Annotated in this window: 16 protein-coding genes and 1 pseudogene; 7 read left to right on the top strand and 10 right to left on the bottom strand. The window is 62.2% G+C overall.

Annotation, left to right across the window (positions count from 1 at the left end; all coding sequences use genetic code 11):
• Window positions 1-23: 23 nt before the first annotated feature.
• The 4 genes from WC729_RS26200 to WC729_RS26185 all read right to left on the bottom strand — a co-directional run bounded on the left by WC729_RS26200 (window position 24) and on the right by WC729_RS26185 (window position 3,619).
• Window positions 24-716, bottom strand: a complete 693-nt coding sequence (locus WC729_RS26200; RefSeq protein ID WP_372857448.1) for a polysaccharide biosynthesis/export family protein — start codon at window positions 714-716, stop codon at window positions 24-26.
• Entirely contained in the window at window positions 713-2,146 is a 1,434-nt protein-coding gene (locus WC729_RS26195) for an O-antigen ligase family protein (protein WP_372857446.1), read from the bottom strand. Before WC729_RS26195 ends, WC729_RS26200 begins: the two co-directional genes overlap by 4 nt.
• Before the next feature lie 108 nt (window positions 2,147-2,254).
• On the bottom strand, window positions 2,255-2,557 hold the full coding sequence (locus tag WC729_RS26190; RefSeq protein ID WP_372857444.1) for a hypothetical protein: 303 nt from the start codon (window positions 2,555-2,557) through the stop codon (window positions 2,255-2,257).
• A gap of 276 nt (window positions 2,558-2,833) precedes the next feature.
• Window positions 2,834-3,619 (bottom strand): metallophosphoesterase family protein, encoded by a 786-nt coding sequence (locus tag WC729_RS26185; RefSeq protein ID WP_372857442.1) that lies wholly within the window; start codon window positions 3,617-3,619, stop codon window positions 2,834-2,836.
• Between the two features lie 203 nt (window positions 3,620-3,822).
• Here WC729_RS26185 and WC729_RS26180 point away from each other — a divergent pair, with 203 nt between their 5' ends.
• Window positions 3,823-4,731 (top strand): hypothetical protein, encoded by a 909-nt coding sequence (locus WC729_RS26180; protein ID WP_372857440.1) that lies wholly within the window; start codon window positions 3,823-3,825, stop codon window positions 4,729-4,731.
• Window positions 4,732-5,274: 543 nt separating this feature from the next.
• Here the strand turns inward: WC729_RS26180 and WC729_RS26175 are convergent.
• Entirely contained in the window at window positions 5,275-6,084 is an 810-nt protein-coding gene (locus tag WC729_RS26175) for a flagellin (RefSeq protein ID WP_372857438.1), read from the bottom strand.
• Between the two features lie 822 nt (window positions 6,085-6,906).
• On the opposite strand from WC729_RS26175, the gene WC729_RS26170 reads away from it, so the two are divergent.
• Complete coding sequence (locus WC729_RS26170) at window positions 6,907-7,431, top strand: MucR family transcriptional regulator (RefSeq protein WP_372857436.1); 525 nt, start codon at window positions 6,907-6,909, stop codon at window positions 7,429-7,431.
• Between the two features lie 551 nt (window positions 7,432-7,982).
• Here the strand turns inward: WC729_RS26170 and WC729_RS26165 are convergent.
• The 4 genes from WC729_RS26165 to WC729_RS26150 all read right to left on the bottom strand — a co-directional run bounded on the left by WC729_RS26165 (window position 7,983) and on the right by WC729_RS26150 (window position 10,278).
• Window positions 7,983-8,126, bottom strand: coding sequence for a hypothetical protein (locus WC729_RS26165; protein WP_372857434.1), 144 nt, complete (start codon window positions 8,124-8,126; stop codon window positions 7,983-7,985).
• A 411-nt stretch (window positions 8,127-8,537) separates the two neighbouring features.
• Window positions 8,538-8,705 carry a hypothetical protein gene (locus WC729_RS26160; RefSeq protein WP_372857433.1) on the bottom strand — a complete coding sequence of 56 codons (168 nt, stop codon included), beginning with the start codon at window positions 8,703-8,705 and terminating at the stop codon, window positions 8,538-8,540.
• 1,048 nt (window positions 8,706-9,753) lie between these two features.
• The gene (locus tag WC729_RS26155; RefSeq protein ID WP_372857431.1) at window positions 9,754-10,008 is read right to left on the bottom strand and encodes a hypothetical protein; all 255 of its coding nucleotides are present in this window, start codon (window positions 10,006-10,008) and stop codon (window positions 9,754-9,756) included.
• 126 nt (window positions 10,009-10,134) lie between these two features.
• Complete coding sequence (locus WC729_RS26150; protein WP_372857430.1) at window positions 10,135-10,278, bottom strand: hypothetical protein; 144 nt, start codon at window positions 10,276-10,278, stop codon at window positions 10,135-10,137.
• Between the two features lie 514 nt (window positions 10,279-10,792).
• Here WC729_RS26150 and WC729_RS26145 point away from each other — a divergent pair.
• From WC729_RS26145 to WC729_RS26125, 5 genes and pseudogenes are all read left to right on the top strand, one after another.
• A complete protein-coding gene (locus WC729_RS26145; protein ID WP_372857429.1) occupies window positions 10,793-11,278 on the top strand; it encodes a Panacea domain-containing protein in 486 nt (161 codons plus the stop codon).
• Window positions 11,279-11,339: 61 nt separating this feature from the next.
• Window positions 11,340-11,441: pseudogene (locus tag WC729_RS26140) on the top strand (IS481 family transposase); the annotation flags it as partial.
• Window positions 11,442-11,986: 545 nt separating this feature from the next.
• Window positions 11,987-15,289, top strand: a complete 3,303-nt coding sequence (locus tag WC729_RS26135; protein WP_372857427.1) for a PAS domain S-box protein — start codon at window positions 11,987-11,989, stop codon at window positions 15,287-15,289.
• Window positions 15,290-15,518: 229 nt separating this feature from the next.
• The gene (locus WC729_RS26130; RefSeq protein ID WP_372857425.1) at window positions 15,519-16,016 is read left to right on the top strand and encodes a polymer-forming cytoskeletal protein; all 498 of its coding nucleotides are present in this window, start codon (window positions 15,519-15,521) and stop codon (window positions 16,014-16,016) included.
• 697 nt (window positions 16,017-16,713) lie between these two features.
• Window positions 16,714-17,010 (top strand): hypothetical protein, encoded by a 297-nt coding sequence (locus WC729_RS26125; protein WP_372857423.1) that lies wholly within the window; start codon window positions 16,714-16,716, stop codon window positions 17,008-17,010.
• Between the two features lie 132 nt (window positions 17,011-17,142).
• Here the strand turns inward: WC729_RS26125 and WC729_RS26120 are convergent, their stop codons facing one another.
• Window positions 17,143-18,054, bottom strand: coding sequence for a fused MFS/spermidine synthase (locus WC729_RS26120; RefSeq protein ID WP_372857421.1), 912 nt, complete (start codon window positions 18,052-18,054; stop codon window positions 17,143-17,145).
• Window positions 18,055-18,075: the final 21 nt, after the last annotated feature.

Raw genomic sequence — 18,075 nt, 5'->3', positions numbered from 1 at the left:
TCCCTTTACGCGACGGCAAAATTTCAAAACGGACGAAAGACGCTGAAGAAGGGCGCGGTTGTCAGGAAATCACGGAACGCTCCCTTGACCGCGGAGAATCCGACCACAACGACATCGCCGCCTCGCAATTCAGGATCGGGAGCGGCCCCGACGCGGATTTTGCGGACATCGAACACCGCACCCAGCCGCTGCCCGTTTACCGTCCGAAAGATGACCACCTGGTCGAGCCTTGCCACGCGCGTCGGGCTCTTCGCCTGGGCCAGGGCTCGGAGCAGGGTCGTAGGTCCGGCGATATCGTATATCCCGGGCTGGGTCACATTGCCCTCGACGGTCACCTGCTGGGATACGGAGGACGCTACGATAACGGACACCTGAGGGTTCACGAGATACCCCGAAAGGCGTCCCCCCATCTCCGTGGAAAGTTCGCGCGCCGACTTTCCTGCCGCGCGGACGTCACCGATGAGCGGAAACAACACGTTACCCGAGGCATCCACCTGCAACTCCTTGAAGCTGAGGTCCGGCTCCTGGAATACATTGACGCTGAGCACATCGAGCGGGCCGATCTTGTAATCTTCGCGCCCCGCGGAGTCGGCGGCTGGGGCAGGCAAGATTTTGTAAGCCGCATCGCCGGAGGGGAGCGTGGAATTTACCGACGCACAACCGGACGCGCATATGAGCGGGAGAGCGGTGAACAGAACTCGAACGTGCTTCATCATTGGGTGACTTCCCGGATTCGTCTGGTTGATACACGCCCGCTGCGAACATCGCCTTCCCGGGGTGATCGGGAAAGGAGAGCCAAAGAAAGTGCCGCGACCGTCGCCAGGGACATCGTTCGCAATGGGTAGTCCACAAGCGAATGCAATGCCAATACCGTGAGCGCTCCAACGCCGAAAAGACAATGGATTACGGCGAGATGCTGGTGCGGACGACGAATGATCGTGACGACGCGGTATCCTAGAGCGAGCAGGGCGCCAATCATCAGGACGATGCCGGCAATGCCGGTTTCGAGCACGAACTCGAGATAATCCTGATGCGCGCGATTGGTGATGGTCGCGTGTACGCCTTCAAGGCGCTCCGCTGCCGGAAAGACTGTCGTGAACGTACCCATGCCTGCACCAAGTGGCCAATATTGTCCGATCGCGAATTGTGTATCCTCCCAGATACGCGGGCGGCTATCGATGACGCTGGCGAAACGCGCCCAGGTTCGGTTCAGCGCTGAATTGTCTCGCAACGAGACTCCGGCAACCGCCAGGAACGCGACGCCACCTGCCGTCGCAACGATCCAATGCCGGTTGAGACGAAGGCGAGGCCTGAAAATCAGGAAGGCGAAGGCTGGGCAGATCAGCAGAAGCGCGGTGCCGGCGCGGGAGGCCGTCAGGATCACCGAGAGGATTAGCAACATCGCGAGTGCAAACAGTACCAGTTTGCCAAGCGCCGAGTTCATATAGTCTCTCCGAGCGGCGGCGAAGGCGCATAGGGCAAGGACCCCGATCAGGAATATGTCCGCTGTACCGTTGCGGTTATCCTGGAAGCCCGTAGCCATACCGACATTCGGAAACCTATAGAAGCGCGGCCAGTTTGCGTCGCCACTTGCGACCTGCACGACGCCGACCAGTGCGGACAGCAGGGCAAGGCCCGCGACCCAGGCGAGCAGTTTTGTCCGCTCGTCCGCAGACAGTCGCGACGTGAAGTACAGCATCGTGACCGGCGGAATGAGAGACAGAGCCGATGCGAGCGTTTGATAGGGAGCAAGGGATATTGGTCGCCAGCTATTGCCGGCATCGACCAGGTTCAACGCGGCCAGCTCGGTTTCGCGGCCGGGGAAGGCGTGCCAGATGATCGGCGGCAGCGGGACAAGCTGAACGAGGGGTGTCGCCACGAAGATGGCGGCGCTGATCCACAAGAGGCGATCGATGAGGGACGGCGCATCGCTGTCGGGCCGCGGCAGATAGGGCCAGGCGCACAGGGCGAGCAGCGCGGCCAGTTGCACCACCAGTTCCGCGATTGGCGCGGGCGAGCCACCACCGCCAAAGACGATCGCAATGGCCAGAAGAGATGTGGTTAGGGCGAAGCGTGAAACCAGACGCACTCGATTCCCTTTGAGCCCATAAGCTTTATCGCGCCGCGGTTCCGGACGACCCGCCATGTGCCAGCGGTCAGCGTCAGAGCCGCGCAAAGAAAAGGGGAGCGCCGCTCCCCTTTTCCATCTCCCGGCCTCGTCTCTCTGAGGTTGGAAGTGATTTCAAGACTGGACTTAGCTGCCGCTGTCGTTGCTCTCGGTCGCCACGATGATGCCGCCGACAACCGCGAGGCCGGCGAGGCCGCCGACAACCAGGGTCGTGGTCGACAACCCACCGCCTGCACCGCCTTCTTCGCCCTGAAGAAGGTTTTTCTTCTTCTTCAGCGCCACCGTACGCCGGGCATTGAGCGGCGCCTTCGCGCTCTGAATCGTCGGGAGGGCGGACGCCGAACGGGTGACTTCGCCGGCAGACGCTGCCGAAGCTCCAACGAGGCCGACCACAACCGCAGTGCTTACAATCAAACGCTTCATGGCCATGTCGACCTCCCTTGCTAGTCTCATGTTGCACAGCGGTATAACCCGCGGCCGCTGAAAAGGAAACCCAAAAAACAGGCTTGGTTGCGTCAATTTAGCCCGTTCGAGGCTCACCTCGCCGCCGGTCCGGGAAGTACTCGTGTGGAGCGGGCCGGAGAGAACATGCCTACAGTCCTCTTTGACCAGGGAGAGTAAAGAGTGCTGCAATAGCAATATCTTAATGCACGTGCGAGCTCTCGATCCTACCAGTGCGTCGGCCCCGACCACGGGGTCTTGGTCTTATTGCTGCGGTGCGGCATCGGTCGAATCGGCTTGCCGCGACGCATCGAGGAACCAGCGTCGGTCTCCCTCGATGCCGATCGCGGAGAGTGTTCCCGACGAATAGGCGCCTGTGTCGATGCCGATTCGATTCGGTTGTTCTTCGATTGACTGTGTAACCGAGTGTCCGTGGATGACGAGGACGCCGTGATCGATCTCGCTGCTAAGAAACGGCTCACGAATCCAGTAGAGATCGCTGATCTTCTGGTCGGCCAAGGCGACGCCGGGGCGAATTCCCGCGTGGACGAACAGGTAGTCACCGAGGAGGATCATGTCCTCGCCGCGCTCGAGAAAGGCGACGTCATCGCGCGGCAGCCGCTGTTCGATCAGGTCGGCCAGGTCCTGATGCGTGCCCCGTCCGGCCTCTTCTTCAGTGATCCCGTAGCTCAGCAGCGTCGGCAGGCCACCAATCCCGAGCAATACCTTCGCCGCCTGGGCGTCGCCGCGGGCAGCCTTGATCAGCACGTGGTCATGGTTACCCTTGACCAGGCGCGCCACGCCGGCCTCTGCGCAAAGCGCCCGGACACGCGCCACCACGGCTGCCGAATCGGGCCCGCGATCCACCAGGTCGCCCAGGAAGATGATGGTGCTGTCCCTGGTTTCCCGCGCTGCGTCATCCCTGACGATCACCTCGAGAAGGTCTTCCAGCAGGTCGGCCCGCCCGTGGACGTCGCCGATCGCGTAGAGTCGCGTGCCCTCGGGTGCTAGAAAAGCTCGTTTCTTGGCTGGTGTACGCTTGCGGAACATGGCGCCTGTGAGATTAGTCCGGGTCCCTATGTCAAGTATGCATTGGGCGTCGAAGGAGATGGGCGATCACGTTCAGGGCACGAATGTTCCAGTTCAGGAAGCTCGCATGGTCGCGACAGGTTCGATGCGTCGCTGCGTCGTTTCTGGCCTGCAGCCCGATCCTGGCAGTCCCCGCTTTCGCCATAGGGCAGGACGGCGTCTGGATGCGCGAGCTGCAGGCCTACGACCAGAAGCTCGTCACCATCGGCTATCGTCTCCAGGTCGCCGCTCATGACCTGTGCGGGCGCCAGGATCCTCTGGTTGGCATCGCGGTTCAGGATCTCGCCCAATATGAAAAGAAATATCAGGCGGCCGCGAGACGGGAGTTCGGATTCGAGGGATATCCCGAGGTGCTGGCGGTCGCCGCCGGAAGCCCCTTCGACGTCGCAGGCGTCCGAGCTGACGACTCGATCCTGGCAATCGACGATGCTCCGGTGGCGGGCGCGAGTCGGCACTCCCGCTTCAGCGCGAAGCGTGTCGCGGCGGTCAACGCGCGGCTCGATGCAAGCGCGCGCGATGGCGTTCTTTACTTGAGACTGCGTCGGGATGGGATCGACCGCGACGTCCGGGTTGTGCTCGAACGGGGATGCGCGACGCGGTTTCAGACCGCGGCCAATGATTTGATCGACGCGTCGGCGGACGGCAAGGTGGTCGAGGTGGACACTGGCGTGATGCGCTTCGCTGGGGAGGACGCAGAGATTGCGGCGGTCGTCGCCCACGAACTGGCCCATAATATCCTGCTGCATCAGGAGCGCCTGCTGAAAGCGGGTGTCCGGAACAGCCGGGGCGCGCGTAATGCGCGCCTGACACGGGTAACCGAGGAGGAAGCCGACCGACTGGCGGTCTATCTCCTCGACCGGGCGGGTTATTCGACCAGCGCGATCGTCTCATTCTGGCAGCGGCTCGGCGAGGATGGCGGGGGCGGTCATTCACCGTTTCGGTCGCACAGTGTGCCGGCAGAGCGCATCGCGATTGCGACGGAGGAAATGGCACGGATCGCAGCGATGAGGAGCAGAGGGGAAGTACCCCGGCCGGCATTCCTGAGCGGCAATGGCCTTCCCCCGCTCAGATAGCCATCCGCCATCTCTGCGGAGGTCCCGGCCAAATCTTTGACAGAAGCGCGCGGCATTGGGTGTTCATCCGCCGCGCGAGCGGAAGTTGGAACTGGATATCTGCTATGGCTCCCGGCCACTTCCGTTCAGCGTTCTGGCGGTATCTTTCCGTCGTGCTCTTTCTGTTCTGGACCGGGGCGACTTTGACCACGACCCACGAATGGCGCTCGCATGGACGCGAGGGCACGAAGAACCGCTTGGTGACCGCAGTTGTGAGGGTCGTTGCCGACCTGCCGCAATTGCGCGGCGCGTTCCATCCGCGGTCAGGTGGATCGCGGGGAGGAAGGCGCCCCGGGGCTCTTGGCCGGAAGCTGACTGCACGCGCCGTTTGCGGATGATGATACCGGTTCCGGGAGTGCGGGTAACGGGGCGAGAATTTCGCCCCGTCGGGCGCTCGAGGTGACGGCTGCGGAATCTTTCCGGGCTCCGATCGAAGCCGTGGAAAGACCCAGGGCGGAGGCTCACGAAGCCCTGCGGTTCGGCGTGCAACCCCTGCGACAAGCCTCATTTCAGCAGGGAAAGGACGCCCTGCTGGGTCTGGTTGGCCTGGGCGAGCAGCGCCGTCGATGCCTGGCTCAGGATCTGAGCCTTGGCGAGCGCGATGGTCTCCGTCGAGAAGTCGACGTCTTCCACCCGGCTGCGCGCATCGGTCAGGTTGGCGACGCTGGTGGTGAGGTTGTTGACCGCCGACTCCAGGCGGCTCTGGCCTGCGCCGATGGACGAACGGGTCGTGTTGACCGCCACGAGTGCCGCGTCGAGCGCGTCGAGCGCGTCGGTGGCGCCATCGGCATCCGAGATGTCGATATCGCCCACATCGTCGAGATCCAGCGCGCTGATCGTGATCGCGACCTGGTCGGTCGAGGCGGAACCGGTCTGGATGTTGACCGCGATGTCGCTGGCGCCGAACAGGGTCACGCCGTTGAAGTTGGTCTTCTCGACGATGACGGCGAGCTGGGCGGCAAGGCCGGTGACTTCGACCTGCAGATTGGTGCGATCGTCATCGGAATAGGTACCCGAAGCCGACTGGACCGACAGTTCGCGGATGCGCTGCAGGATGTTGGTGACTTCGCTCAGCGCGCCGTCGGCGGTCTGGGCGAGCGAGATGCCGTCGTTCGCGTTGCGGATCGCCTGGCTCTGGCCGCGGATCTGCGAGGTCATGGAAGAAGCGATGGCGGAGCCTGCCGCGTCGTCCTTCGCGCTGTTGATGCGCTTGCCGGTCGACAGGCGCTCGATGCTGGTCTGCAGCGCCTTCGACGCTGCGTTCGATGCGTTGGTCGCGCGCAATGCTGCGACGTTGGTACCGATAACGGTCATGATGCTATTCTCCGGTCGCCCCCGCCGCCCCCAAAGCGTTGGTTCGAGCCGTCACCGAATAGGAGGGCATGGTTAATTTCATGTTAAGCACCACAACGGATACCCGCTAGCCAGCACGAATTGTCGTGGGGGGAAATAAATCGGATGAGAATTACTTGCACAGCCGGCTACTGGTCAACACCGGGTCGCGTCGCCGTGCGTAATGACGAGCTGTGGACAGCACCGCAATTCCACACCCAAGTCGAGCGCTCGACGTGGCTACGCGAAGGCCGGTGAAGCGGTTGTCAACCGGCGAGAGAGCGGAGAAGTGCTCCCCGAACACGTGGCGAGATCGCGGCGGCGACGCCTGCGACGAGGATGCAGCCAGTGGGTACTCCCCATAGCAAGGCAATGCCGATCAAGATCGTGTTCACGGTTGATCTCCAGTCTTCCCCTGCGACTCGAAGTCACACAGGTTGTTAACACATTTCTGTACGCTCGCAAACGCAACATATCCGTTCGCGCGCGCGGTACTTTTCAAATTGGAACACTCACCTTACTCCGGCGCGATTCACGGCTCTTCCGGCGGGCGAGGGCGCTCCAGCCGATGTGGGCGATCGGCCGTGCCGGAGCGGTCCCCTGAACGGCCTGCCTGATTAATGAGGCAATTGGACGATGAACGGACCTGCCGGCCGGCTCGAAAGCTGCCGTCCAGGCCTAGTCTGAGGCTCGTGCTAAATAGATCATTCTTGACAATATTATGGTGGGCCGAGACAAATAGGCTCGATTACGTCGCCTGTCTTCCTGCGACCCGACACAGCCCCTCGCAATCTGGAGGCCATGATGGCTGCTCAAATGAATATTGTCGCGCTCACCGCCGAAATCGTCTCGAGCTATGTGTCGAACAACCGGGTCACCGTCGAGGAAATCGGCGATGTCATCTGGAGTGTTGCGGGTGCGCTCGCGGCTCTTGACGTTGAGGAAACAGTGCTGCACCGCAAAAGGGCCGATCCGGCCGTACCGATTTCGAGGAGCGTGCAGCCGGATTATCTGGTCAATCTTTTCACGGGCCAGAAGTTCAAGACTTTAAAGCACACGCTCTCCAGGGTTCATGGCATGACGCCGCGCGAATATCGCGCCTATTGGGGCCTTCCGGGCAACTATCCGATGGTCGCGCCCAACTATTCTGTGCAGCGGCGTGATATGGCGAAGGCGAATGGCCTGGGGACTCGGATCGTGCCCAATGTTGCCTGCGCTATGACACCGCGTGAAGAAATGGCCGCGCCTTCCGTCGCGGGGCATGCTGCGGAGTCGGCGTCATCGTCCGCGCCGCCAGCGCGCAAGCGGACTCTGTCGCTCAAGACTTGACGCCTGGCGGCAAGGCGAGAGGCCGCCTTTGCGCAGAAGCGCGCCGGCGGATCTCATGGTTAATGTCGTCGAAACGAATCTGCACTATCCGGTCCGTGTTAATCCGTGGGGGGTAAGGTAATGACGACGAGAAGATCGGGCGGCGGTACAGCCGCGCTTCTACTAAGCTTGGCAATGTCGACCGGCGCGGTTGCGGGCGAGACAGCAGGCTGCAACGCGGTCCCTGACAGGCCCAGGCTTATCTGTCAGGCGGAATCCTGTATCCGTGTCTCTCAGCGGGATCTGTGCGAGGCCAGCCGGACAGCTCCAGTTGCAGCAATCGCTCGTCCGGCGATACCGCGCGCGACAGTCCTTCCGCGCACCACGGATCAGCTCGAGCTCCTGCTCGCCAGCCTTCGGTAAGGGGAGGCCGCTGGTTGCGAGCGGATCGGGGGCACCACCGTTCGAAATCTGCGCACGTTGTCATGGCAGGTTTCGGCCGATGTCGTGTGGCACGCCGAGTATCGGGCTGGATGCCTGCCTGACACGCTGGCATGATCGTGGCAGAGGCGTCAGCCCAGGAAGAGACCCAGGCCCAGTGCCCAGAGGGCTGTGGCGAATGGGAGGGCGACAATAAGGCCCAGGATCGGCCCACCGCGCGCGGGGGCGGTCGGGCGGTTGGCAACGTCGAAGCGCGCGTCGTGGAAATGGTTCATGTGCCTCCTGCTGCCTGCGATGGCCTCGGGCGGCGTAACGTGCAATATCGTGGAATTACGTGGAACGGTGGGCACGTCAGCCGATGGCGCCCGATCAGGCGCGTCAGATGATGCCGCTCATGCTGCGGCCTCGTGGGCGCACACGGGTCGACTGCGAGGCGGCCTTGATTGCCGAAAAGCTGGAGCGCGATCTGTCACCTGTGCGAGCGACGCCGATGCTCAAACAGGGTGCCTTGCCACATGCTCAGGGCGAGTCTGCCACCGATCGGGGAAATGGACAGTTGCGCCTGGTTTGGGCGGCGCGCAAATGTGCGGGCATGTCGTCGGCGTGTCTAGGGCATTGGCTCAGGTCGGCTCCTGGAAAATCGGCCAGGGCGACGAAGCACGGCCGCCTAGTGCTGGAACGCGGTTCTAGTCGATGAACCACTCGCCATTCACCTGCACGATGTGCAGGCCACAGCCGCCGCACCGGGCGTGAAGGTAGCGCAGCTTGAGGCGCGCGCCGGGTGTCTCGGGGACGTGTTCCCCGCGCGCGCATCGCTTCGGCTGTGCCAGCACCAACGTTCGCATCGTACTCACAACCCCGCTCCCCCAGGATGATGCTAGGATGAATCCCCGGGATCTGTCCATATGAGACGAGGCACTGCGAGCATCGTCCTGCAGCGCGCTGAACAAGGGCGGTTTTGATCTCTCTTTTCCCGTGCCGCCGTATCGGGCACCGGGTCGCGACTGCTGTCTCTGGCCATTGACAGACCCGAGTCGGGCGTTCGGCCTTCTGACGCGGTGCAGCGGGCTGGACCACGGGCGCCGAGGAAAGCGCGCACCAACCGGCCACTGGCCTGCGATCCCGGGCGTCTCCGTCAATGATGCATTCCAGGATGTCACGATCACGTGCAAGTGCGGGCTCGACTGCAGGACCTCGACAATGGCGTGGGGAAACGCCAGGTGTTCGCCGATCAGGACAAGACGCACCCTTGGACGCGCCAACGCCTGAGGGTCGCGAACGCGATCATGTGCTCTCTCTTCAGCGGAAGGCGGCCGCGTTGCCGCCGGACGAAGCGGTGCTGTCGTCAGGACCCATGATTGGCTCGAGCAACCATCCGTCGCAAGCGGCCCGTCCGCGGCAACACGCGCTGGCCACCATCTGGCTGCACTAATCCTCACACCGCGGCCGGAGATCGAGAAATTGTCGATCTGCATCGCCCGCAGATGTGCCTTCAGGGGATCGGATGCCGGGCTGTCCGCAAGACGGAGGGTCGCTGACTTCTTGCGCGATGCAAATGACAGCGTGGTCGTGGTGGCATCGTCGCTCGATCATGAAAGGGGCAATGGCTGCCGCGCTTTTCTTTGCGTGAGAAGCGCGAATCATCGTCAGGCCGCGCGTTCTTGGATCCCCATTCATCGGCGGTAGGACGGGCCGGGACTTGGCGACTGTCCCGGTCCGTTTTCTCGACAGCTTCTAGGCGGGCGGCGGTGAGTGCCGTGCGCGAGACGGCGGTCACTTCTCGACACAGTCAAAATGGGTATAATTGGCGCGCAGTCGTTGCCTGAACCGCATTTCGCGGCTGTGGGATTGGGCCGGGAGTTGGCGAATACCTCCCGGCCTGATTTCGCCGGCCGGATTTGATCAGGTCTCGTGCAGGGCCCGGTAGGCCATGCGCTCCCATATATTGGCGGCATCGTGCGGGAGGTCGCGGCGATTGCCGTCGGCCAGCATCTGGTCAGTCGGTGTCCTGAGAATCGTGAGCATGCGCACCCCGGCGGTGACATAGGGTGACCGGTCCTTCACCGACATCGTCTCCCACTCCCGGTCGGCATCGATCGACTCCGCGCCTGAAAGGCTGGCATGAATTCCGCGGGCGATGCGCATCAGCATGGTCATGGCAATATCCTCGTATCCGCGTGCTCCTCTCACCGGATTCCAAGTCCGTGGGTGACGAGTGAACACGAAACGGGCCCCTCGCGCAATCGTGCAGACGCATTCTGGGTCGTACGGGCGGCCCGCTGCCTAAGTGTTCAGAATGCCGCCGATAATGATGATGGCGACGGCTCCGGAATACAGATGAGTGATGTGCCTGGTGTTGCCACCGCTCGACCTTGACTTGTGCCATTCGTCCCGGCGCAGGCAGGCGTGGCGCTCATCGTCGATCATGACAAACTGTCATAGTAAAGTTGTACTAATTCTGCTGATTCCCTGCTATTTGGAATCAGGGGATGTTTCGAAAGGTCTAACCTTTTCGAGGGGCCGGGCATGAATTTTTGGCAACTGGCACGGTGTGCGCTGGGCAGGCACAACCGGGACCGACGTCGTGCCCAGTTCGACGGCGACGTGTTCCGCAGCGTCTGCACAGGCTGTGGCAGGCCCATGGCGAAACAAGCCCATGGCTGGATCATTGATCGTGCGGTCGGCGATGGGGCCGGAGCGGATTCACGCGACTCGTAGGGGACGACCATCATCCTAGCTTGGCGGAGCCTCGTTGGGGTGGTGCCGGGGGCAGGCTGTTCGGGACTGCGCCGGAATTCAGTCCCTGAACTAGCGAGTGGTATTCGACTCGTGCGCTTTGTAGCACGATTGATCGCCGTCAGCCGATACTGTCGCTCATGGGCGGGAGCGATTCTATTAGGGCGGTGTTCTTTGACCAGTTGTCGCGTACGGAGTCGGCGTAGTGCAATATTCAGTCGATTGGGCGAGAGCGATTGATGCCATCGATTTCGTAGCGTCGCGCCGGCCCGGCGTCAGCCCGTTCCGTCTCGGCATGATTCTCTTCTTCGCGGATCGGAGGCATGTGCTCGATCACGGCTGCTCCATTACCGGCGATCGCTATGTTGCGATGGAACACGGGCCTGTTCCGGTTGCGATCCGCGGGCTCCTCAAATCAGAATCAGATTGCTCGGATGATGAGTTATCGAACCTCAAGAGTCGGATCGACATCGAACTCGAAGGCCGGACCGGTAGGCTTTTCTCAAAAGGGCAGGGCGCCGCCGTGGACGATACCCGTGGCCACCGCGCCTATCTCGATGCGGCGATCGAGCGATATGGCACGATGACACCGCGCGATCTCAAGCGTCGTTCTTGCGCTGACCTTGCCTATGCCAAGGCTCGGAAAGCCGGCCATCGTCACGAAATCGATATTGGTTTGTGCGCCGATTAGAACTCAGTTCGATCCCGTAGTGTGGTGGTGCGATTGACCAGCATGCATGGCGGGAGGAGCTATGGGCCAGGTTTTACACGGGTGCGTCCGAACGACTGAGGCAGTTCGCCGAGCGATACAGCGAAGTGAAGAGAGTGTGAGGGCGCTGGCCGGGCAGGCCGGTCGATCAGCTGTTTCGGAAATGACTCGTTCATGATCAATACTCCCGCGGACCCCGGCGCGAAGCGATCAAGGGACTCCGCCGAGACGAAACACCGGAACGCGCGGACGTGCTCGCGCGTTCCGGTGCCAGGCCGCTCAACGAGGTCGAGAGCGTCGATCTGCGGGCTTTCGAAGACCTGGTCGATCTGCCGAATTGAGCGGAAAATCGAGGGGGACGTTGACAGCCGAAAAAGGGTGAATGAGCAGGGCTGGAAAGCTTTGGGTGTCAGCATATTTCGATCAATCGCACGGCGCGAGCACGTTACCTGGAAAGTTCGAGCCTGGAACAAGAGGCCCCACGAGAACGGCCGATCTTCCATAGTCAATTTATACGCAGGGAAGCATGGCCGGTTACTGGCGATTTGCACCTAAAGTGGTGCAATCCGGCACAGTGCTCGACTTGTACCGAACTGTCGGTACTCCTACACTCGGTTCAGTCGTTGCGATTCCTTCGGCCGCTTCCGGCCGCGAAGGAGCGGTGTATCGGTCCGCCCAGGGAGGGGAGCAATGTTCGTCGCCGCTTATACGAGTCCGCGAACCCCCATCTTCCTGAGCTTTTCGGCAAATCTCATCACTGCGTTTGCTGTTCTGCTGCTGGGCGGCGCGGCGATGCTGCATTTCGGCGCCGAAAATCCATCACTGCATACGGTCCTCGACACCAGCGTTGCCCTGACCGGCGCGTTGGTCGCGCTGCTGCTCTGGGATGTCAGCCGCAGGACCGATCAGAGCTGGCCGCTGTTCCTCGCCATCTCCTTTGCCATGTTGGCGATCGGCGAGTCGCTTCATGTCGTCGCCGTGCTCGGCTGGTTGGGTGGAGGAGCCGAGGCCGACGTCCAGTTTCGCGCTGGAACCTGGGGTCCGCCCGCCTATCTGCTGCCGATCGGCGTCGGCGCATCGCTGCTGCTGCGCAACCGTCCGCGATCCTTCGCCTGGCCGCTTGCCGCCGGGCTGGCGCTGTTCGCGATCGTTCTGATTGCGATTTTTCTTTCGGTCCCGCGCTATACCGATCCTGGCTTTCTGTGGCTCACGCGGCCGAGTCTCGCTCTTGTCCCTCTGCTTTGGGCGGGGGTGGGGGTTGCCTATTGGAAGCACCGCGGCGAGTCGGAGATCACGCGCGCGATCGCGCTCACCGCTGCCGTTCTCGTGATCGCGCACGCCGCCATGCTTTATTCGCGCAGCCCCAGCGATACGCTCGCGATGGTCGCGCATTTCGGCAAGTTCGTCGGCGACGCGTTGCTCATGTTCAACCTGACTCAGATCGGTGCCGCCGACACGGCGCGGCGGCGGCAGGTCGAGCAGCAGCTGATCGACCTCAGCCGCGACCTCGACGCGCGTGTCGCTGAGCGGACAGCAGCCGAGCGGCGAAGCCAGAATCTGATCGACGCGATCATCGAGAACAGTCCGGCGGTGATCTACGTCAAGGACCTCGCCGGCCACTATCTCATGATCAACCAGCGCTTTGCCGAGATCTTCCACATCGATCGCGAAACGGTGATCGGGAAGACGGACCATGATCTCTTCGACAAGGCCCCGGCCGATGCGTTCCGCGCAATGGACGCGCGCGTTGCCGAGGCGGACCGGCCGCTGACCGAGGAAGAGGCAGTCCCGCTCGACGACGGGCTGCACACATACATCTCGGTCAAGTCGCCGTTACGCGACGATTCCGGCCAGGTTTATGCGGTGTTCGGTATCTCGACCGACATCACCGAGCGAAGGCGCGCCGAAGAGGCGCTTCTCGCGAGCGAGCAACGCAACCGCCTGGTCGTGGAATCGGCGCTTGATGCGGTCATATCGATCGATCGTGCCGGCCTGGTCACGGGTTGGAATCCGCAAGCCGAAAGCACGTTCGGCTGGAATAGAGCCGAGGTGCTCGGGCGGCCGGTCGATGAAGTGGTCATGCCGGCGCGCTATCGCGCGCCGCATCGGGAGGGGTTGGCGCGTTATCTTGCCACGGGCGAGGCGCGCGTGCTGAACCAGCGCCTTGAGCTGGAGGCGCTTCATCGGAGCGGGCAGGAGTTCCCGGTCGAACTGTCGATAACACCGGTTCACGTCGGCAGCACGGTGACATTCACCGCTTTCGTTCGTGATATCACAGACCGCAGATTGGCAGGCGCCAAGCTGCAGACTCAGCATGATCGCCTGCACCTGCTCGAGCAGATCACGCGCGCGGTCGGCCAGCGCCAGGATGTGGGCAGCATCTTCCAGGTCGTGGTGCGGACGCTCGAAGACCGGCTTCCCGCCGATTTCGTCTGCATTTGCCGCTACGACCGCGTCAGCCACAATCTGACCGTCGCGCATGTCGGTGCCGGCAGCATGCCGCTCGGGCAGGAGCTCGGTATCACCGAGCGCGCCGTGATTGCCATCGACCAGAATGGTCTGTCGCGCTGCGTCGCAGGCGAACTGGTCTATGAGCCCGACATCGCCGAGGTCGATTTTCCATTTCCGAGCCGGCTGGCGCGCCAGGGTCTGCGCTCGCTGGTCGTTTCGCCGCTGCAGTTCGAGAACGAGGTGTTCGGCGTGCTGGTCGTGGCGCGCCGCACGGAGCAGGCCTTTCTCAGCGCCGATTGCGAATTCCTGAGGCAACTGAGCGAGCATGTCGGGCTGGCCGCGCATCAGTCGCAGCTCCATGACAGCCTGCAGCGGGCCTATGATGATTTGCGTCACACGCAACAGGCGGTGCTCGAGCAGGAGCGGCTGCGCGCGATCGGACAGATGGCGAGCGGCATCGCCCATGACATCAACAACGCGATCTCGCCGGTCGCGGTCTACACCCAGTCACTGCTCGAACGCGACATCGACCTCACGCCCGAGATGCACGATTATCTCGAGATCGTCGGGCGGGTGGTCAAGGACGTGTCGGCAACCGTCGCGCGGATGCGGGATTTCTATCGTGCCGACGAGGGCGAGGCTGAACTCGAGCCGCTCGACCTGAACGCGCTGGTGCCGCAGGTCGTCGAACTGACCCGGGCCCGCTGGAGCGACATGCCCCAGCAGCGCGGCGTGGTCATCAAGGTCTCGACCGAGCTCGAAGCCGATCTCCCCCTGGTGATGGGCAACGCGTCGGAACTGCGCGAAGCGGCGACTAATCTGATCTTCAACGCCGTCGACGCGCTGCCCGAGGGCGGTACGATCACGATCAGGAGTGAAACGCTTCGCGCCAGCGGAAAGGGGCGGGTGCGGCTCGAGGTCGGCGATACCGGCCCCGGGATGGACGAGGAGACTCGTCGGCGCTGCCTCGAGCCCTTCTTCACGACAAAAGGGGAGCGTGGCACGGGTCTCGGGCTGGCGATGGTTTACGGGGCGGCACAGCGCCACAAGGCCCGGCTCGACATCGACACCGCACCGGGGGAGGGGACACGGATGCGGCTGGAATTTGCCATCACCAGCAGCACGAAGCCTGGCAAGGGGCGTATCCGGGATGCCCGGGAGAGTCGGCCGCTGCGTCTCCTGGTGGTCGATGACGATCCTGCCGTGCTTAAATCGACGACTGTCGTCCTTCAGATCAGCGACCATATCGTCACCGCGGCGGACGGTGGCCAGGCCGGAATCGACGCGTTGCGCGCGGCCCACTCGGCAGGTGAGAGCTTCGATGCCGTCATTACCGATTTGGGCATGCCCTATGTCGACGGAAACCAGGTCGCGCTCGCCGTCAAGGAACTGTTCCCGGCGACGCCTGTGCTGCTGCTCACAGGGTGGGGACGGCGGATGGCGAGCGGCGACGACGCGAAAGCACTGGCACATGTCGATTTCGTGCTGCCTAAACCGCTCGATCTCGACGAATTGCGCGAGATCTTTGCGCAGCTTGGCTGACGGCGTCCATTTGTGCATCGCTGACAGGAGGAGAGGCATCAGGCAGGATCCTTGCCTCATGCGGGAACGCCCCCCGCTCGTACCAGGCTTCGATCCGGGGCGCCAAGCGCCCTTGGCTCAGCGACCGCTCCCATGGATGTCGGAGACGACGGCGAACCACGGCGCGTCATAAACATTGACTATGGTAATCCGTTCGCCGATTCGTGGAATCGAAGGGGGAATTCGGTCGATGTTCAAGAGGTACCGTGGGCGCGACACCAGCCCGGGCCTTCCGCCTGCGCGGCCCCTTGCGGCGACGCCCAATAAACGCGGCATGTTCTCCGTGATCGGGCCGGACATGGTCGTCACCGGCAACATCGCGGCGAGCGCCGATCTTCATGTTGAGGGCCGGATCGAAGGCGATCTCGACTGCGGCAGCCTGGTCCAGGGCACCGAGAGCCGCATCAACGGCGCGGTGAGGGCAGAAATCGCTCGGATTGCCGGTACGGTCACGGGTTCGGTCTCGGTCCGCCAATTGAGCATCGAGCGTACAACGCGGATCACCGGCGATGTCGAATATGAGACGATCGCGATCGAGAATGGCGCGTCGATCGACGGCCGGTTGAAACACGTCGCCATCGATTCCGGCAGCCAGACCTTTGATCGGACCCCGGCTAGCGTAGCGCCGGTGCAGGAAATCCGACACGAAGAGCGGACCAGTCTGGTCAGCACTGGTGAGGCGGCCTGATCGGCGCGACCAAACCCAATTTGCACCGCGGCAAAATCCGTATCATGCGAAATGTAGCGAGGGCTCCAGTGAAGATCTCGAGGCGCCAGTTGCTGTTGGCTCATCGGCCAGTGAGGCGGGATTCCCCGAGCAGGGCCGTTGTGCGACTGGTCAGGCTGTGCGCATCACCCGAGAGTGCCTTGACCTCGGCGGCAACGACGGAAAATCCGCGGCCGGCCTCACCCCGCGCGCCGCTTCGATGCCGCGTTGAGGGCAAGAAGGTTTATCTGCTTCGCGACGTCGTAGATCGCGTCGACAATTGAAACTTCATATATGATCAATTAGTCATATATGATCAATTAGGATGTAACCCAAAGGGCCGCTCGGCTTGCACAAGCACGGAAGGGGAATCGACTGCCATCTACCGAGCCGGCGCCCGACGCCACCCAAGCGCAGCTTGCGTTCCGCTCGACCGTCAGGACAGCCATTCCGGTCGACTCATGGCAATAGCCATGGTCGCAGCACCGGCCACAAAAGCTCGATCTATCATCTGGCGGTTCGCGTGGTCACCGGCGTCGGCGGCCAGATGATGTGCGGACAGGAGGCTTGGGCTCCAATGGCGGCATCTGCCGAATCCAGCGTGGCGGTGGGAGCATGCAGCCATGCCGTTACAGCTTCTTACGGACGCCTACCCCACCCTTCATCGAAACGAACGACCATGAACACCGCGCAACTCTTTAACGACGACACTGAGTTTCTGGAGTGGACGAAAGTTCACCCGGAAGCGTATGTGATCAACTTTCGTGCCAACCGCAGCGCCGATTATATCGTTCTCCATCGGGCAAGCTGCCGGACGATTGCCGTGAGCAACGCAGCGTCAGGCCCCCTCACGACCGGCGCCTACCGAAAAGTGGGCGGACGCGATCCCACGATTTTCGACACCTGGATCCGACGCAACATCGCTGGCGGACAATGCGTTTCCGACGAATGCATCATCTGTAAGCCGCGGCGCTGAACTGACGCGGTCCATCCCGGGGCAGGCGGGAAGGCGAACGCCATCGCGGATCGCGTTGTTGATCGTTTCTGCCCGCTCCTTCTATCACCACGCCGGACGACGATCTTTCGTCAGTGCGTCCACCGGCAAGAATTATCGGTTCTGCTTCGTGCGACGCTGGAACTGCCGGACGATACGCTTGCCGATTGCCGGCAAAAAACGCGCATCGCGATCCTTGAACACGGTTTCGGATCGTTCCAGCTCTGCTGTGGACAGCGATATCCGGGATCCCTTGCGGGCAAAGACGGTTTTGTTCGACGTCCCTTCCGAAGGAACGATGATCAGGTTGCCGAAAAAGCTCTGCTCGATCCGCGCGGCGTGATGCCGATAGTCGCGATCCTTTCCCCACAGATTGACGACCATCAGCCCCTCCGGCCCCAGGCGCGAGTAACAATGATCATAGAATTCCGAACTGCACAATTGTGGCGGCTGACCGACGTCGTCAAAGCCATCGACCATCAGGATATCCGGGCGAGCCGGGGAGGCTTTCACATAGTCGGCCCCATCCCCGCACAGGATGCGAAACCTGTCGCTGTCGGACGGAATTAGAAAATGCTCACGCAGATCAATGACGTCGGAGCGTATCTCGACGACAGTGATGTCGGCGTCGGGCAAGGCATGGTGGCAATATTTTGCCAACGAACCACCTCCTAAGCCGATCATCTCGATGTGACGCGGATCCGGGTTGAAAAACAGAAAACCCATCATCGTTTTAGTATATTCGAGGCTAAGCTTCAGCGGATTGGCGATGCTCATGCCGCTTTGCACACAGGCCCAATCAAAGTGCAGGGACCGGGAATCGCCGAATTCCAGGACAAAGGGTTTTCCGAGCGGGTGATCCCCCATGCAAGAACCGCTGGGCAAATAGCCGACGCGACATACCTGATCGTGCGGGGCCAAATTCGTTTCCGTGAGAAGATCGGACGGGTCGTCTTCGCCGAGACGAGGTGCGCTCCAACCGCTGAACAGGGCGTCATCGACGCCGGCGGCACTAGTACCGGACAAGATGACACCGGAGGTTGGCGG

It is taken from the genome of Sphingomonas sp. (genome assembly GCF_041661825.1).
GTDB lineage: Bacteria > Pseudomonadota > Alphaproteobacteria > Sphingomonadales > Sphingomonadaceae > Sphingomonas.
Note: the sequence above shows the minus strand (reverse complement) of the source record. Positions and strands in the feature narration are given on the sequence as shown.

Excerpts from the sequence above, each read along its gene's own strand:
- WC729_RS26195 (WP_372857446.1), bottom strand. The coding sequence starts at position 2,146 with ATGGCGGGTCGTCCGGAACCGCGGCGCGATAAAGCTTATGGGCTCAAA.
- WC729_RS26200 (WP_372857448.1), bottom strand. The coding sequence starts at position 716 with ATGATGAAGCACGTTCGAGTTCTGTTCACCGCTCTCCCGCTCATATGC.
- WC729_RS26185 (WP_372857442.1), bottom strand. The coding sequence starts at position 3,619 with ATGTTCCGCAAGCGTACACCAGCCAAGAAACGAGCTTTTCTAGCACCC.
- WC729_RS26150 (WP_372857430.1), bottom strand. The coding sequence starts at position 10,278 with ATGATCGACGATGAGCGCCACGCCTGCCTGCGCCGGGACGAATGGCAC.
- WC729_RS26175 (WP_372857438.1), bottom strand. The coding sequence starts at position 6,084 with ATGACCGTTATCGGTACCAACGTCGCAGCATTGCGCGCGACCAACGCA.
- WC729_RS26190 (WP_372857444.1), bottom strand. The coding sequence starts at position 2,557 with ATGGCCATGAAGCGTTTGATTGTAAGCACTGCGGTTGTGGTCGGCCTC.
- WC729_RS26125 (WP_372857423.1), top strand. The coding sequence starts at position 16,714 with ATGAACACCGCGCAACTCTTTAACGACGACACTGAGTTTCTGGAGTGG.
- WC729_RS26155 (WP_372857431.1), bottom strand. The coding sequence starts at position 10,008 with ATGACCATGCTGATGCGCATCGCCCGCGGAATTCATGCCAGCCTTTCA.
- WC729_RS26135 (WP_372857427.1), top strand. The coding sequence starts at position 11,987 with ATGTTCGTCGCCGCTTATACGAGTCCGCGAACCCCCATCTTCCTGAGC.
- WC729_RS26165 (WP_372857434.1), bottom strand. The coding sequence starts at position 8,126 with ATGAACCATTTCCACGACGCGCGCTTCGACGTTGCCAACCGCCCGACC.
- WC729_RS26130 (WP_372857425.1), top strand. The coding sequence starts at position 15,519 with ATGTTCAAGAGGTACCGTGGGCGCGACACCAGCCCGGGCCTTCCGCCT.
- WC729_RS26180 (WP_372857440.1), top strand. The coding sequence starts at position 3,823 with ATGCGCGAGCTGCAGGCCTACGACCAGAAGCTCGTCACCATCGGCTAT.
- WC729_RS26170 (WP_372857436.1), top strand. The coding sequence starts at position 6,907 with ATGGCTGCTCAAATGAATATTGTCGCGCTCACCGCCGAAATCGTCTCG.